Annotated in this window: 14 protein-coding genes and 1 riboswitch; of the genes, 12 read left to right on the top strand and 2 right to left on the bottom strand. The window is 31.4% G+C overall.

Translation table 11 applies throughout. The annotated features are described in order from the left end of the window. Positions 1 to 51: 51 nt before the first annotated feature. A complete protein-coding gene (locus tag BS101_RS20775; RefSeq protein ID WP_012103943.1) occupies positions 52 to 651 on the bottom strand; it encodes a tyrosine-type recombinase/integrase in 600 nt (199 codons plus the stop codon). 314 nt (positions 652 to 965) lie between these two features. Between BS101_RS20775 and BS101_RS20770 the strand changes: the two genes are divergently transcribed. The 5 genes from BS101_RS20770 (at position 966) to BS101_RS20750 (ending at position 7,308) form a co-directional block, all read left to right on the top strand. Continuing rightward, positions 966 to 2,000 carry a branched-chain amino acid aminotransferase gene (locus BS101_RS20770; protein WP_073540624.1) on the top strand — a complete coding sequence of 345 codons (1,035 nt, stop codon included), beginning with the start codon at positions 966 to 968 and terminating at the stop codon, positions 1,998 to 2,000. Between the two features lie 160 nt (positions 2,001 to 2,160). Next, on the top strand, positions 2,161 to 2,688 hold the full coding sequence (hpf, locus tag BS101_RS20765) for a ribosome hibernation-promoting factor, HPF/YfiA family (protein ID WP_012103941.1): 528 nt from the start codon (positions 2,161 to 2,163) through the stop codon (positions 2,686 to 2,688). A gap of 163 nt (positions 2,689 to 2,851) precedes the next feature. Beyond that, the gene (gene secA / locus BS101_RS20760) at positions 2,852 to 5,356 is read left to right on the top strand and encodes a preprotein translocase subunit SecA (protein WP_073540622.1); all 2,505 of its coding nucleotides are present in this window, start codon (positions 2,852 to 2,854) and stop codon (positions 5,354 to 5,356) included. A gap of 20 nt (positions 5,357 to 5,376) precedes the next feature. Beyond that, positions 5,377 to 6,487 (top strand): peptide chain release factor 2 gene (gene prfB / locus BS101_RS20755; protein ID WP_156876114.1). Its coding sequence is split into 2 segments (ribosomal slippage): positions 5,377 to 5,454 and positions 5,456 to 6,487, totalling 1,110 coding nucleotides; the frame shifts between segments, so codons are not numbered across the junction. A 143-nt stretch (positions 6,488 to 6,630) separates the two neighbouring features. Next, on the top strand, positions 6,631 to 7,308 hold the full coding sequence (locus tag BS101_RS20750) for a Yip1 family protein (RefSeq protein WP_073540619.1): 678 nt from the start codon (positions 6,631 to 6,633) through the stop codon (positions 7,306 to 7,308). Between the two features lie 306 nt (positions 7,309 to 7,614). On the opposite strand, the gene BS101_RS20745 is transcribed toward BS101_RS20750, so the two are convergent. Further along, complete coding sequence (locus tag BS101_RS20745) at positions 7,615 to 8,997, bottom strand: DDE-type integrase/transposase/recombinase (protein ID WP_207649431.1); 1,383 nt, start codon at positions 8,995 to 8,997, stop codon at positions 7,615 to 7,617. Positions 8,998 to 9,218: 221 nt separating this feature from the next. On the opposite strand from BS101_RS20745, the gene BS101_RS20740 reads away from it, so the two are divergent. The 7 genes from BS101_RS20740 to BS101_RS20710 all read left to right on the top strand — a co-directional run bounded on the left by BS101_RS20740 (position 9,219) and on the right by BS101_RS20710 (position 17,624). Beyond that, positions 9,219 to 10,280 carry an efflux RND transporter periplasmic adaptor subunit gene (locus BS101_RS20740; protein ID WP_073540617.1) on the top strand — a complete coding sequence of 354 codons (1,062 nt, stop codon included), beginning with the start codon at positions 9,219 to 9,221 and terminating at the stop codon, positions 10,278 to 10,280. Beyond that, entirely contained in the window at positions 10,255 to 10,944 is a 690-nt protein-coding gene (locus tag BS101_RS20735) for an ABC transporter ATP-binding protein (protein ID WP_073540615.1), read from the top strand. Before BS101_RS20740 ends, BS101_RS20735 begins: the two co-directional genes overlap by 26 nt. Then, entirely contained in the window at positions 10,941 to 12,125 is a 1,185-nt protein-coding gene (locus BS101_RS20730; protein ID WP_073540613.1) for an ABC transporter permease, read from the top strand. Before BS101_RS20735 ends, BS101_RS20730 begins: the two co-directional genes overlap by 4 nt. 39 nt (positions 12,126 to 12,164) lie before the next feature. Beyond that, positions 12,165 to 12,425 carry a hypothetical protein gene (locus BS101_RS20725; protein WP_242951350.1) on the top strand — a complete coding sequence of 87 codons (261 nt, stop codon included), beginning with the start codon at positions 12,165 to 12,167 and terminating at the stop codon, positions 12,423 to 12,425. Positions 12,426 to 12,704: 279 nt separating this feature from the next. Then, positions 12,705 to 14,858, top strand: a complete 2,154-nt coding sequence (locus tag BS101_RS20720) for a Tex family protein (RefSeq protein ID WP_073540612.1) — start codon at positions 12,705 to 12,707, stop codon at positions 14,856 to 14,858. Positions 14,859 to 14,981: 123 nt separating this feature from the next. Next, positions 14,982 to 15,100, top strand: a riboswitch (FMN riboswitch). A gap of 94 nt (positions 15,101 to 15,194) precedes the next feature. Beyond that, entirely contained in the window at positions 15,195 to 15,821 is a 627-nt protein-coding gene (locus BS101_RS20715) for an ECF transporter S component (protein ID WP_073540610.1), read from the top strand. Positions 15,822 to 15,944: 123 nt separating this feature from the next. After that, positions 15,945 to 17,624, top strand: coding sequence for a hypothetical protein (locus BS101_RS20710; protein ID WP_242951349.1), 1,680 nt, complete (start codon positions 15,945 to 15,947; stop codon positions 17,622 to 17,624). Position 17,625 lies beyond the last annotated feature (1 nt).

Below are 17,625 nucleotides of genomic sequence, written 5' to 3'. Positions count from 1 at the left end.
TTAATGGAATATTAGTGTATTTGTACAAAGAGAGTAAAGTAATTAATAAAATTATACCATTTCACTCTTTTCATCTAATTTTGCATACATCCTATCCTGTTGCTTAGTTGTAAATTGAAAGTATATTTCTGTATTAGAAACAGATTTATGACCCAACCACCACTGTAATTCCTTTATATCCATATCAGATTCAGCAAGGTGAACAGCGGTTGTATGCTTTAAAGCATGAAAATGATGTTTGGATTTGTCTTCAATACCAGCCATGGAACAATATTTCTTCATAAGATAATCCAGAGTCTGTCTTGAAATTGGATTATTTTTTTGACTTGAAAATAATACCTGAGAGGTTGAAGTTATGTTATTCTCAACAATATATTTATCTAAAATATATTTGGTTTTAGAATCTAATCTTAAGGTGTTGTTATTGCTGCCTTTAAGTCGTCTGCAGTAAAGTTCACCTTTTGAAGCATTGTAATCTTGCATTTTTAATAAAGCAATTTCCGAAACCCTTAAACCGCACCTATAAGCTATTCTAAAAATCACTAAATCCCTAAGAGAATGAGAAGTATAAGTGTTTTCAATTGTTTTAAAAAGAGAATATGCTTCTTGTTGTGTTAAATATTTAATTTTAGTTTCATTATTTCTTGACATAATTATTCTCCTCAACTATTTATTATACAAAATAATTATTTTGTACAATTTTGTCATAATATATTTCATAAAATATTCAAAGTACCATATAACTCTATGTAAATTAATATATAATAATTTTAGTGGAATGTCAAAAAACAATTAAATTTTATATATTGTTGGAGTATAATTTTATATTATAAATAGGTTGTTGTGTATACTTTTATTTATTAAAGTACTATAATTAAGTAAAAACTTTAATGAATAATACAGGGATATTTTTTAAAATATCAGTATAAAATATTATCTTAAATCTAAAGGAGGATTAACATAATATGGGTAAGACTATAAATATTGATTGGAATGAGCTGGGATTTGATTATATCAAAACAGATTTCAGATATATTTCTGTTTGGAAAGATGGCAGCTGGGATGATGGAAAACTAGTAGAAGATAATATGCTTACTATAAGTGAAGGTTCACCAGCGCTTCATTATGGACAACAATGTTTTGAGGGATTGAAATGTTATCGTAGAAAAGATGGGAAAATACAATTATTTAGACCTGATCAAAATGCAAAGCGGCTAAACAATAGCTGTAGACGTTTATTAATGCCTGAAATACCAGAAGAAAAATTTATTAGTGCATGTGTTCAGGTTGCAAAAGCTAATGAAGAATATGTTGCGCCTCACGGTACAGGAGCTACTCTTTACATTAGACCATTTATAATAGGAGTGGGAGATAATATTGGAGTTAAACCAGCAGAAGAGTATATATTTTGTGTATTCTGTTGCCCAGTAGGACCTTATTTTAAAGGAGGAGTTACACCTGTTAACTTTATGATTTCAGATTATGATAGAGCAGCACCTTATGGTACAGGAGCAGCAAAAGTTGGAGGAAATTATGCTGCAAGCTTACTTCCTCATGAAAATTCTGCTAAGAGAGGTTTCGCAGATTGTATATACCTTGATCCTGCTACCCATACTAAAATAGAAGAAGTAGGAGCAGCAAATTTTTTTGGAATTACCAAAGATAGTAAATTTGTAACACCAAAGTCACCATCTATATTGCCTAGTATTACAAAATATTCTTTATTATATATAGCTAAGGAATATTTAGGTATGCAGGTTGAGGAAAGAGATGTTTACATAGATAAGATAGATGAGTTTGCTGAAGCCGGAGCATGTGGTACAGCAGCTGTAATAACTCCTATTGGGGGTATAGAGTATAAAGATAAGCTTCATGTATTCTACAGTGAAACAGAAGTAGGTCCTGTAACTAAAAAACTTTATGATACACTCTATGGTATTCAATTTGGAGATGTAGAGGCTCCACAAGGGTGGATCATAGAGATATCAAGTGATTTTTAGGATATCAATAAAACTAAATTTTTATTAATTTACCATTAAACTCTATTGTAATTTATGGGCAACAGTATTAAAATATAGTTAATAATCAATAATAATTTTATGAAATATATCCTTTACATAAGTATATGCCAAGGATAATCATAAGGAAGGGGCTGGAAATATGAAAATAACTGTGAATGGAAAGAACATAGTACTGACAGATGCATTAAAAAATGCAGTGAGGAAAAAGTTATCTAAAATTGATAAGTATTTCAACCCTGATGTAGAAGCTCATGTTACATTAAGTGTACAAAAAAACAGGCAGAGAATAGAAGTCACAATTCCTTTTGGAGGGGTTATACTAAGAGGAGAAGAAGAAAATGATGATATGTATGCTTCAATTGATTTGGTTTTAGACAAATTAGAAGGGCAGATAAGAAAACAAAAGACGAAGCTTTTAAAGAGAAACAATTCAGAATCTTTAAGATTTCAATTTATACCAGATGAGAAAGAAACTGACAACCAGGAACATAAAATAGTAAAAACTAAAAGGTTTGCAGTGAAGCCTATGTCATCAGAAGAAGCAGTTCTTCAGATGGAACTTTTGGGTCACAGCTTTTTTGTATATCGAGATGCTGAGCAAGGAGATGTAAATGTGATATATAAAAGACGAGATGGAAATTATGGATTGATAGAACCTGAATTTTAAAGGTCAACTACAGGGAGGAAGCGGAGCTTCCTCTCTTTATAATTTAATATATACAATAATTGCTAAATTTCAAATTAGTGTTTAAGTTGAATAGCGCATAATTAGGTGATATAATCTAAAAGATGTACTTTTTTATAAAATTTAACGGGTGAGGATGAAGAGAATGAAACTTTTTCAAAAAATATTTGGCTCATACAGCCAAAGAGAAGTAAAGAGAATTATGCCTATAGTTGATAAAATAGATGCTTTAGATTCAAAGGTTCAGGCATTAAGCAATGAACAGCTAAGAAATAAAACGGATGAATTCAAAGAACGATTGGATAAAGGAGAATCATTAGATTCAATATTGCCTGAAGCTTTCGCAGTTGTCAGGGAAGTGGGGTTTAGAGCTGTAGGGTTAAAGCAGTATAGAGAACAACTTATAGGGGGAATAGTTATTCATCAGGGAAGAATAGCAGAAATGAAAACCGGTGAAGGTAAAACTCTTGTTGCTACTGCACCAGCATATTTAAATGCTCTCACAGGTAAGGGAGTCCATATAGTTACGGTAAATGATTATCTTGCAAAAAGAGACAGAGATACCATGGCACCCATATATGAAGCATTAGGACTTAAAGTAGGAGTTATTTTACATGATATGAGTCAATCACAGAGACAGGAGGCCTATAATTGTGATATAACCTATGGAACTAATAGTGAATTCGGATTTGATTATTTGAGAGATAATATGGTTATTTACAAGGAAGAAAGAGTTCAAAGAAAACTAAATTTTGCTATAGTAGATGAAGTTGACTCAATTTTGATTGATGAAGCCAGAACACCACTTATTATTTCTGGAGAAGGGGAAAAATCAACAGAATTTTATAACATTGCCAATGGATTTGCAAAATCTCTAGAAAAGGAAGATTATAAAGTAGATGAAAAAGCAAATGCAGTAATGCTTAATGACACAGGGATAAAAAAAGCGGAAACTTTTTTTAGTCTTGAAAATTATGCTGACCCAGAAAATATGGAAATACAACACTATGTAGTGCAGGCTTTAAAGGCCAATTATATAATGAAAAGAGATAAAGACTATATGGTGAAAAATGGAGAAGTGCTTATAGTAGATGAATTTACAGGAAGAATGATGGAAGGCAGAAGGTATAGTGATGGACTTCATCAAGCCATAGAAGCAAAGGAAGGAGTTAAGGTAGAAAGGGAATCTAAAACCTTAGCTACTATTACTTATCAAAATTATTTTAGAATATTTAATAAGTTGTCTGGTATGACAGGTACTGCACAAACAGAAGAAAATGAATTCAGACATATATATGGATTAGATGTAATAGTTATACCTACTCACAAACCTATAGTGAGAAAAGATTTTCCAGATGTGGTGTATAAGAGTGCAAAAGGCAAATTCAAAGCCATAGCGGATGAAATATATGAAACCTATAAAAAGGGGCAGCCAGCACTTGTAGGTACAGTAAGTATAGAAAAATCTGAATTACTCTCAGATATGTTAAAGAAAAGAGGAGTACCTCATCAGGTTTTAAATGCGAAATTTCATGAAAAAGAGGCAGATATAATTTCCTATGCAGGTCAAAAAGGAACTGTTACTATAGCTACAAATATGGCAGGTCGTGGTACAGATATAAAGCTTGGAAAAGGAGTAGTTGCATTAGATGGATTGAAAATAATAGGAACTGAAAGACATGAATCAAGAAGAATTGACAATCAATTGAGAGGACGTTCTGGACGTCAGGGAGACCCGGGAATGTCAAGATTTTATGTATCTCTTGAAGATGATCTTATGAGAATATTTGGTTCAGACAGGCTGCAGGGTATAGTTGAAAAATTAGGACTTAAAGATGATGAGGCAATAGAAAGTAAAATGGTTTCAAATGCCATAGAAAATGCACAGAAAAAAGTGGAAGGAAATAATTTTGATATAAGAAAAACTTTGCTTCAATATGATGATGTAATAAATAAACAAAGAGAAATTATATATAAGCAGAGATCTCAAGTCCTTGAAGGGGAAGATTTGAAAAATGATGTGCAGGATATGATAAAGAGTTTAATAAACTCCATTGTAGATTCCCATATATCAGGAATAGAAGAGGAATTTGAAGATGAAATAGTAAAATTAATTGAATATATGGAAGATGTATATGTACCTAAAGATTCTGTTAAAAAAGAAGATATTATAAATCTTTCTAATGAAGCTATTAAAGATAAGTTTATAGATATAGCCGAAAAAATCTATGAACAAAAAGAAATAGAATTTACTTCAGAACAAATGAGGGAAATAGAAAGAGTTATACTACTTAGAGTTGTTGACACAAGATGGATGGATCATATAGATGACATGGAACATCTGAAAAGGGCTATTGGACTTAGGGCTTACAGGCAGCAGGAGCCAGCGCAAGCATATCAATTTGAAGGCAGTGAAATGTTTGAGGAAATGATTTATAATATCAAATTGGATACAGTAAAATATCTAATGCATGTGCAAATTGAGAGAGCTCCAGAAAGGGAGAGAGTAGTAAAAAATGTTATAACAAATCAGGAATCAGATTCTACAAGGAAAACGCCTGTAAAGAGAGAAAAGACTGTAGGAAGAAATGATCTTTGTCCGTGTGGTAGTGGTAAAAAGTATAAAAATTGTTGTGGGAGAACTGTTTAAGATTGGGAAGGTGTGATTAGATGTTGATTCAACTAGAAGAAACCATTAGTAAACTGAATGAATTATCAGAAATTGTAAAAGAAATAAAGGAGTCTCTTTGACTTAGATAACTTAAGAAATAAGATAGAGGAATTTCAGGCAAAGATGCAAGAACCTAATTTTTGGGATAATATAGATGATGCCCAGAGAATAGCAAGTGAAGAAAAAAACTTGGAGAGTAGACTAAATAAATATAACCTATTATCACAGAGTATAGAAGATGCTAAGGTTCTATTGGAAATTATAAGAGAGGAAGAAGATATTTTATCCTTTGAAGAAGTCGTGAAGGATATAAAGGATATAGAATTTCAAGTTGAAATATTTAGAACAGAAATACTTTTATGTGGAGAATATGACAAAAATAATGCCATATTAAATCTACATGTGGGAGTAGGTGGCACAGATGCTCAGGATTGGACTGAAATGCTTCTTAGAATGTACATAAGATGGGCAGAAAAAATGGGATATAAGGTAAATATCATAGATATGCTTGAGGCAGAAGATGCCGGTATAAAGAGTGTATCCCTTAACATTATTGGGGAGTTTGCCTATGGATATTTAAAAAGTGAAAAGGGTATTCATCGTTTAGTCAGAATATCTCCCTTTAATGCCAATGGGAAAAGGCAGACTTCTTTTGCATCTGTGGAGATTTTGCCTGAACTGACAGGGGATCAGGATATAGAAATAAGACCTGAAGATCTGAAAGTGGATACATTTAGATCAGGGGGTGCAGGAGGACAGCATGTAAATAAAACTGAATCTGCGGTGAGGATAACTCATATACCTACTGGAATAGTTGTACAGTGCCAAAATGAAAGAAGTCAGCATTATAATAAAGAACAAGCATTAAAAATTTTAAAGGCCAAATTAGTAGAACTGAAAGAAAGAGCACACAAAGATAGAATAGAGGATCTTACGGGAGAACTTAAAGATATGGGATGGGGAAGTCAGATAAGATCTTATGTATTCCATCCATATAATTTGGTGAAAGATCATAGGACCGGCGTAGAAAGTAGTAATGTATCTTCTGTAATGGATGGTGATATAGATAATTTTATAAAAGGTTATTTAAAACAACAAAGTGGTAAATGATAAATGGGTGCATGATGCATCCATAATTTTTTTTATGATGTATTTTGACCATTTTCTTGAGTCTTTTTATAGAACTAAGGAGGAATTCTATATGATTATGTAGAATATGTAATTTTAAAAATGAAATACAGGAGGGACTTTTCATGGATATTAAAGAAAATGAGGAAAATTTGAGTATTGACAAAAAGATTGTTTATTTTTTCAAGAAACCAGGCATTATTTTTAGTGAATTTATAGAAAAACCTAAGTATTTATGGACTATGCTTTTAATTATTTTAATCAATATAATTTACGGAATCATGCAAATGACTACTTCTATAGATATTTTAAAAAAATCAATTACGGATAAATTTAAAGAAGCAGCGGCTGGCACATCTCAAGCACTTATAGAAAAATCTATAGAATATGCAACCTCAATACCTATACAGACTGTAACTATTATAATAACTACTATAATAGGTATATATTTAGGAGCATTGGTTTACATGGGGCTGGCTAGAATTTTTGGTTCTAAAATAAAATACAAACAGATTGTATCTGTATACTGTTTAAGTATGCTGTCTATAACTATTGGTAAAATTATAAAATGGTTGTATATGGCCATCACAAGTAACCCTTTAGGGGTAAAAGCATTAACTAAACCTACATTACTAAATGGATTTTTAGATAACTTTGATATATTCAATATATGGCAGATAGTATTATTGACTATAGGCATATCCGTAGTTGGAAAGATTTCAAAAAAGAAAAGTTTTGCTATTGTTGCAATTTCCTGCATACTTGTTATGATTATATCTTTACACTCTTATTTAAAACTCTAAAGTAACTTTAATATGCGGCAATTTTGGTGATTTGAATGCAGAGGTAGTGTAAAAAGTTTATGAAAAACTATAAAATAATAAATTTTTAGGGCACCCATAAATGTAAGTTTGTTACAAATAACCGCAGTTGCCCTTGACAAACATTATCCAAATTTTGTTTTACCTTGAAGAGGGCGAAGGGAAAAGATATAAAGACATGACAAAAAGCCCTCTGAAAACCAATTTTAAAATTTGTCTAATTCGGTTTGTCAAGGGTTCGCTGACGGCAACAGCTGCTTTAGGGCTCAGCTAAATAGATATAAAATCTTAGGAGGTAGCCTGTGATATACAATAGTCTTGAGCTAGTTCAACAAGCTTACACCAACGAGCTGGCATGGTTTGAAGACTTTGAAGTACAGGTATTTGAACTGGAACCTTATGATTAAGTGTTGAATGAGTTCTTAGAAAATTAAAATATGCAGCAAATAATGTTACAAATGCTATAGAACCATCTGAACTATTAAAACCACAGGTTGTCCTATAACTGCCTTTAAAGGTTCTATTAAGACGTTCAATTATCTGTTTTAAAGGTCTGTATTCCTTTGAAACGTCATCATTGTTTGTAAGACCTATGACTTGAGTAATATCGAAGTTAATGTCTTCGCTTGCGAAAAAATGTTGTGCCAACAAGTAGATTGGATTACCATCAACAATGAAATTTAGTTTTTTAGGTATATCCTTAAGCTTTGATAAAACGTCGTCTAAAGCTTTAACTGCTGAAAGAGTATCTCTATTTGGTGAAACTCTATAAGAAAGAATAATTTTCTTAACAGAGTCAAAGAAAAAGAAGATATACTGCCATTTACCGTTAACTTTTATGTATGTTTCATCACCACAAAAAGAATTAGATAACTCATAATTGTAGTTATCAACAAAGGGCTTTACCACATGGGATACAGCATCAGCGTAGTTTAAAACTGTTTGATGAGATATTTTAATACCGTGAATATCCCTCATTATTGAAGCCGTCTGTCTTGAAGACATATGGTAGTTTACGTAGTAAGACATAATTAATCCTAAAGTATGAGACGAAACCATTATTTTAGGCAGACTAATTTTAGATTTAACAGGGCTTTTACTGCTAAAAGGCTTATAGTCAAAAGTAAATTCCCTAGTTATATATCTAACTTTATAGTTGTGAGGGTTATTTTTAAAGTCTTCTCTTTCTTTTTTAGTCATTGAAGCTAAATTGGTTTTATAAAAATCACACTCATCATTCTTACATTTATGCACATAAAAGTCCTTGCGAGTTTTGATTTTTTCAAGTGTTTTACCACAGTAAGGACATTTTAAAATAACGGACTTTTGAAAATAATTTTTAGGGTTAAATACTGTGTTGCATACCTTACAAAGGTATTGACCTCTGCCACCATTATTATCGTAAAGATACTGGTGGGGAGCACCACATTTAGGACACTTAACTTCTTTAGGAATGATAGTTTTATTCTTACGTGGCTTAACAGGTGTAAGTTCTTTCTTGTGACTTTCAAAATAGTTATGTAGAAGAACTTTATAATCAAGCTTTTCAGGTATTTCAAATATAGGTATTTTGTCTACCTGAAGCTTTCTATATTCCTTTTTTACTGGTTCGTCAGAGGCAGGGGTAAACATGGGTTTGCCAACTAAAAGAATAAATAATAGGTTAATCATATTGTGTAGGTAAATAATGTATTTAACAAGAAACTCGTTAATCATGCTTGTAGCTTGCTCCTTTCTTCTTTGCTGGAAATTATGACTTTGCAAATCACTAATTTACCCTAAAAGTTTGGGGGGAGCAAGTTATTTATATAAAATTGTTGAAAATAAAAGGGTTACGTCAGAAATTATATTAAAATTTTTGACAATACCAATGCAGAGAAAGGGATGGACTTATGAAAGATAGAAAAAAAATATTAATTATTGGTTCTGCTGTTGGTGTAATTATTATATTGTTTGTTGTAACACTTTTTTTAAATTATAATAAACGAAACGCACATAAAAATGATTCATTATTTGATATATATACTATTCCAGCACAGCAGAATATATTTTTAGACGGAGAGGTTCAATATTCCAGGAAATTAAATTTTACTGAAGATGCAACTAAGGGAACCGTTGATAAAATAAATGTGGAGGACAAAGAACAGGTAGGAGAGGGGCAAACTTTATTCACCTATAAGAATGACCAGATGATAGAGCAATATGACACTCTCACCCAGCAGCTTAACAGTATTGAGACTCAAGCAAAATCCATGGCAAATGTACAAAATAGTACTCAAATTTCTGAAATCAATAGTCAGAAGACAAGTTTAAAACAGCAGTTAAACAATATTAAGGATAAACGATATACTACAATTTCCGCTCCCTTTGATGGTATCGTTTCAATGATATCAGATAATGAGGATAGTACTAATAAAATTATTTTGACATTGATTGACCCTAAAATGCAGGTAGTAGCTAGTGTTAGTGAAAAAGATGTGTTAAAACTTAAAGAAAGTCAAAAAATAAAGATTACTGTGTATGGTACAAATGAAGAATTTAAAGGCACTATTAGTTCCATTAGTACTGAACCATCACAAGCACAGGCTATTCAAGGTGCTCCAGCCTCAAACTTAACACAAGCTACAGGAAGCAGTCTGTCTTATTACCCTGTTTATATTGATATAGACAATCATCAGGGCATATATGCAGGTTTTCATATTCAGGGAACTGCGGTGGATGAAAGTGAACTGCCCAAAATTCCAGTATCCTCAGTTTTTAATGATAATGGACATAAATCTGTATGGCTTGTAAAAAATAAAAAATTAAGAAAAGTACGTGTAAGGGTTGAAAAATATAATAATACATATGTGCAGGTGAAAAGTGGTTTAGATTTTAATGATAAAATTATGAAAAATCCATCTAGTGAAATGAAAGAAGGGGACAGCATTGACAAAGCATCTTCTGGAAGTTAAAGGGTTATGTAAGTGGTATGAACAGGATAAAGAGTGCTGTCATATTTTAAAGAATCTTGATTTTAGAGTGGAACAAGGTTCATTTGTGGTTGTAATGGGAAAGTCAGGCAGTGGAAAGACCACTTTGTTGAATATCCTAGGGCTTCTTGATAATTTCAATGAAGGACGTTATTTATTCAATGGACAAGATGTTACGAAAATGACAGAAAACCAACGTTGCTCATTTAGAAATAGTCATATTGGTTTTATATTTCAGCAATTTTATTTAATTGAATCTCTAACAGTAGCTCAAAACATTGAACTTCCACTATTGTATCATGGAGGATATAGTAACGAGCAAAGAATTGACATGGTAAAAAAAAGTCTTCAAAATGTTGAACTTGAGGAAAAATTTAAAAGTTATCCAAATGAGTTATCTGGGGGGCAACAACAGCGTATTTCAATTGCAAGGGCACTTGTTAATGATCCCGATGTCATTCTGGCAGATGAGCCTACAGGTGCACTGGACTGGAAAACTGGCCTAAAAATCATTGATATATTGGTTAAACTTAATAAACAAAATAAAACTATTATAATGGTAACTCATGATAGTGATCTTAAAAAATACGCTACTCATTGTGTTTTTCTCAAAGACGGTATTTTTTCTGAGGAGGATAATATATGAATTTGTGGGAACTTATATATAGTGCAGTTTTAAGTTTACGTACACATAAGCTTAGAGTTTTTTTGACCATGATAGGAATAATTATTGGAATAAGTTCTGTGGTTATTATTCTTTCTATTGGAGAAGGGTTAAAAGCACAGGTAAATCAATCTACTAGTGATGTGGGGGCAAATACTATTACTGTTAATTTTGAACCTTCAGATGTGAATTCTACAAAAGTAGATACACCATTTGAGTATAAGGACTTTCAATCTCTTAAAAATGTTGATGGTGTAGAAAGTGTTACTAAGAGCAGCAGCGGACTGGAAGGTCTGGTAGGAGTTGTTGAAAATGCAACTTTTTTTGATAAGCAATCTTATCTTACGATAAACAATTATGACAAGAATTCAAGCATTGTGGCAGGGAGAGGCATAACCCAGGAAGACGATGAGTTTAAGCATTATGTGGTGGTGCTTTCAAAAGATCACGCTAAAGCATTGTTTGGAGAAGATGTAAATAAGGGGATTGGAAAGGGAATTAAAATAAAGGATGAGTTTTTTGAAGTTATTGGCATTGAAAATGGAGGTTCAGGTTTATTGTCCATGCAATATGATTATGTGCCTAAATTTGCAAAGAAACTTTTAGAAAATGATATATCAATTTCTTCAATTGATGTTAAAGTTAAGCAGGGATTCAGCTCTGACTCCGTATTTAAAGAAGTAAAAAAAGAACTAGAAACTCTTCACCCAGATGTAAAAGGAAGTTATACTAAGGGGGATCCCAAAGCTATCTCTAAAGCTTTTGAAAAAATAATAAGTGGTATAACTATTTTTATAGCTGTTGTATCAGGAATATCTTTATTTGTGGGTGGAATTGGAGTAATGAATATAATGTATGTATCTGTCACAGAACGTCGTCGTGAAATAGGTATTAGAAGAGCTATAGGTGCAAAACCAGGTGCAATTCTACTGCAGTTTTTAATAGAATCAATATTTATTACAGGTATAGGAGGAATTATTGGAATAGTTATAGGATATCTGATATCCTTAATTTTAGGAGCCTTTTTACCATTCAATCCAGTTATAACCATAGCAATATTAATAGGGTCATCTATTACATCTATTACTGTGGGAATAATTTTTGGGATAATTCCGGCATATAAGGCAGCAAACTTGGATCCTATTAAGGCTATTTATAAGTAATATTTGGACCTTAAAATTACAATAAGGAGAAAAAATAAAATGGCAGCTTCTTCACAGGTTTTGAAATATTTAACTATAAATAACTGTATATGTATAGCTGCCACTCATGATGTAGAGCTTACTTATATATTAGAAAGGTATTTTGAAAATTATCATTTTCAAGAGAAAATTATAAATGATGAAATATTATTTGACTATAAAATCCATAATGGCAGGGCCACAACCCAGAATGCTATAAAACTTCTAGGTATTTTAGGATATAATCATAATATCGTAAAAAAGCTCAAGAGAAAGCATTAAAATTTGTGCAACAGGGAATTTGGGAGACAGAGTAGTATTGGAACATTATAAAGATAATCTCATTTATATTCTTATAAGGCCAAATAGTTTATATTTTTTGCTTCAAATTAATGATTCTTGAATATATTAATTTGCCAAAGTCCATTCAACTGTTGTAATATATTTTTAGCTAGTTTAACATAAATTTATAAAGCTTTTATTTTAAATTAACTGAAAAATTAATTGTTTACATATTTAGATAAATTAAACATAATCAATAGTATTCATCGGGAGGTTAAAATGAACGATATAGTAGACATACTAGTTAGAGAGTTAGACGTAAATGAAAAATATATAAATAATGTAATAGAATTATTAGACTCTGGCAATACAGTTCCCTTCATAGCCAGGTATAGAAAAGAGTTAACGGGAAGCATGAGTGATGTCACTTTGAGAAAACTGGCAGAAAGGCTTATATATCTTAGAAACCTTAAAGCTAGAAAAGAGGACGTAATAAGAATAATAGAAGAACAGGGTAAGCTTACAGAGAAATTAAAAAAATCTGTAGAAAGTTGCACTACCCTAACAGAAGTTGAAGATATATATAGGCCGTATAAACCAAAGAAAAGAACAAGAGCTATTATTGCCAAAGAAAAAGGACTAGAACCACTAGCACAGATAATGTTAGGCGGCAATTTTAAAGATAATATAGAAGAATATGCGGAAAAATTTATAAATGAAGAAAAGGATGTAAATTCTACAGAAGATGCTCTTTCAGGAGCTGTAGATATAATAAGCGAGATTATATCTGATGAGGCAAAATATAGGAAATGGATAAGAAAATTTGTTCAAGATAATGGAACGATTGAAACAAAGGGGGAAAGTGAGGAACCAACTCCCTACGAAATGTATTATGATTATCATGAAGCGATAAAGTCTATCCCTCCTCACAGAATACTTGCTATAAATAGGGGAGAAAAAGAGAAAATTTTATCTGTAAAAATAACCTGTGATATGAATAAAATAATAGAATACTTAAAAGGAGAGTGCCTAAAGGGAAATAAAGTAACTGATAGTTATATAGAAAGAAGTGTAGAGGATTCTTTAAAAAGACTTATATATCCTTCTATTGAAAGGGAAGTAAGATCTGAACTCACAGATATGGGAGAAGAAGGTGCCATAAAGATATTTAAGGCCAATTTAAAAGCACTTTTAATGCAGCCACCTATAAAAGGAAAAAATGTGCTTGGATATGATCCTGGATTTAGAACAGGATGTAAAATAGCAGTTTTAGATGATACGGGAAAACTTCTAAATACTGCTACAGTTTATGCTACAGCGCCTCAAAATGATGTAGAAGGTTCTCTAAAGATATTAAAGAATTTAGTGTATAGATATGATGTTAGTGTGATATCTCTTGGAAATGGCACAGCAAGTAGAGAATCAGAAGAAGTAATTGGCAGACTTATAAAAGAAATAAAAGAAGAAAAAAATAAGGATGTTTATTATGTGGTGGTATCAGAAGCTGGAGCTTCTGTATATTCTGCTTCGGAACTGGCTGCAAAAGAATATCCCGATATAAATGTATCACTAAGAGGAGCTATATCCATAGGAAGAAGACTGCAGGATCCTCTGGCGGAACTTGTGAAAATAGATCCTAAATCCATAGGGGTAGGTCAATATCAACATGATGTTTCACCAAAAAAATTGGATGAGTCGCTAAAGGGTATTGTAGAGGATTGTGTAAATAGTGTGGGAGTAGATTTAAATATGGCAACGGCTTCTTTACTATCTTATATATCTGGAATAAATTCAGCTATAGCCGAAAATATTGTAGCTTATAGAGAAGAGAATGGTAAGTTTAAAAATAGAAAAGAGCTTTTAAAGGTTAAGAGACTGGGAGCAAAGGCTTTTGAACAATGTGCAGGATTTTTAAGGGTTATGGAAAGTGATGAACCTCTTGATAATACCTCAGTACATCCAGAATCCTATAGTGCTGCTAAAAAGCTCTTGAAAACCCTTGGGTATAGTGATAAAGACTTGAAAAATAGCGGTCTTGTAGATATAGAAAATAGAGTTGAAAAGATTAGTATAGATAATGTATCACGGGAACTTGATATAGGTATTCCTACTTTAAAGGATATAATGAAAGAAATAAAGAAGCCAGGGAGAGATCCAAGAGAGGAACTGCCAAAACCTATATTGAAAACAGGAATAGTTGATATAAACCAGCTTAAAACAGGAATGACACTTACAGGTACAGTCAGAAATGTAGCAGATTTTGGTGCTTTTGTAGATATAGGTGTTCATCAGGATGGTTTAGTACATATAAGTCAGCTGTCTGATAAATTTATAAAGCATCCACTAGATGTAGTCCGGGTGGGAGATATTGTCAATGTAACTGTACTTGAAGTTGATGAAAAGAGAAAAAGAATTTCACTCAGTATGAAATAGCAGAAAAATGAATATAAAATTAACATAATTAGTTATAAATATTTATTAATAGATAAAAATTATTTTAACAATGTATTGAATTTTGTCGTTAAAAGTATTATAATGAACTTATAAAAATTAAAATATAATCTTCAGGGCGGGGTGAAATTCCCCACCGGCGGTATAGCCCGCGAGCTGCGTGTGCAGCATGATTCAGTGAAATTCTGAAGCCGACAGTAGAGTCTGGATGGGAGAAGATAGAATAGTATGTTTATTAGCCCTGGTGTTTTTGCCGGGTTTTTTTATTTTATTATTCACCTAGGAGATTATACTTAATATTTTAGGAGGGTATTTAAAATGAACAGTAGTAAATTAAACAGATTAGTGAAGGTATCATTGTTAGGCGTAATAGGATTTTTATTTATGTTCATAGAAGTTGCAATTCCTATATTTCCGACATTTTTAAAAATGGATATAAGCGATTTGCCGGCTTTAATTGGAACTTTTGCATTAGGACCTGGAGCTGGAATTGCCATAGAGTTTTTGAAAAATGTACTTCATGGAATATTCAATGGAAAAACTGCATTTGTAGGAGAACTTGCAAACTTTGCAGTAGGTTCTGTTTTAGTTTTTACAGCGGGGTATATATATAACAGGCATAAGACCAGAAAGGTGGCAGTGATAAGTTTAGGGGCAGCCACTATTGCAATGTCAATAGCAGCAGGACTTTTGAATTATTTCATATTGCTTCCACTTTATGAGAGAGCGCTTAATTTCCCTATAAGTGCAATGGTGGATATGGCAGCAAAAATAAACAGCAGCATAACGGATTTGAATACATTTGTATTACTGGCTATTGTTCCATTTAACTTGTTAAAAGGTATAACTCTTACCATTTTAACACTAGTTCTTTACAAGAGTGTTTCACCTCTGTTAAAGCAGGAACATAACAAAATAAAGAACTCTCAAAAAGTAAAAATTTAGCACAAAATAGCAACTAAAAATCTGGGACATGTCTCCAGATTTTTTTATTGTATTTTCACTTTATAAAACAGTAATTGTATACGATAATTTCAATTAAGAGATATTTTTAATAAATTATAAAGGGTGATTAAGTTGGCGGGAATATGGAATGTAAATAGTGTATATAACATGAATAGTAAACAAATATCTGCAAAGTTGTCTTTTGAAATAGGAGAAAAATTTTCTGCTAGGGTATTAAATTTAAATAAATATACAGGAGAAATACTTTTGAAACTCTTAGATGGTTGGAAATTTTCAGCCCAAATAGATAATCCTGAAAGTATCGTGGAAAATAAGCTTATAAGGCTTCAGGTAGAAGGATTTGAAAATGATAAATTAAAACTAAAAATTGTCACGGCAGAAGAAAAAGGACAAAATCAGAGTAAAGATTCCATAAGACTTTTTATTAAAGAAAATTCCCTTAACTTAAACAGTGAAGATTATGATATCATAGAGAAAATGGTAAAAAGTGAAATACCGCTTACCAAGGAGAATATTTCTAACATAAAAACCACTATAGATTTTATAAATAAAATAAAAGAAAATCCTACAGAGGAAGATACATTTATAAAAAATTATTTGCTTAGTAAAAATGTAGAATCTGATAGCCAAAAAGGAAATTTTATAAAAGATACCCTTAAGAATTTCTTTAGCGAACTAAAAAATATAAGCAAAGAAGACTTATTTATTCTACTAGAAAACAATATAGAATTAAATGAAGATAATATAAAAAGCTTTAATAAAGTGTTTAAAGAGGAAGGTACTATATATAATGAAATAAAATATTTAGGGGATATTCTAAAAGCTGATGAATTAACTTATAAGAGCATAGAAAATACTGAAAATGCAAAAGAATCTGGTATATATAAAAAACAGCAAGACAATATAGTAGGTAATTTAAATACAGATGGAAAAGTTACTTATGCAAATGGAGAAAAAACAAATACAGATTTAAGACCTAGTATAATGACAGAAAATATAGATAAACCAAATGAATTCTCAGAGGAGATAAAAAGTATCAATGGCGAAGATAAATCACAGACTAAAAATGACCAATCGTTAGATATAAATAAAAATATTAGTCCTAAAGATATACAGGAAGAGGGGATCAAAGAGAAATTAGATAATATACTTAACTATTTTGAAAAGGAAAAAGGAACAACGTCTCGAACTTCTAAAGATTTAAATGTGATTGCAGGTAATATGGATGAAATGGTAAACCATATAAAAGAACAGATAAATATGAAAACAGATGAAATGAAAGATATAATAAGAACATTTTTAGAACAAAATAATGATAGTGAAAATAAATTTTCTAAAAATATAATTTCTCAATTAAATAGCAATGTAAATGATTTTAAGTTATTTAACACCATATCTAATTCTTATTATTATATGGATTTGCCTATAAATTTAAATGACATGGATTATCAGTGCAAACTTATGATTAAAGATGATAGAAAAAAGGGGAAAAAAATAGATGCAACTAATGTGAAGATAATAACATCTATAAGTACTGAAAATATGGGAATAGTAGATGCATATCTAACGGTGAATAATATCAATATGAATATAGATATTAAATGCAATAAGGAGTGGATAGGCTTAATGAAACAAGGATATGAAACAATACTGGAGAGTTTATCAAACATAGGGTATAATATAGATATTGAATTTCACGAAAAAAAAGAAGAGATGAACATAGCTGCTTGTAGAGAATTTTTTGATGATAATGATATAGGAATGTTGAATACCAGGGCATGAT

The sequence above is a fragment of the Clostridium kluyveri genome (genome assembly GCF_001902295.1).
Classification (GTDB): domain Bacteria; phylum Bacillota; class Clostridia; order Clostridiales; family Clostridiaceae; genus Clostridium_B; species Clostridium_B kluyveri_B.
Note: the sequence above shows the minus strand (reverse complement) of the source record. Positions and strands in the feature narration are given on the sequence as shown.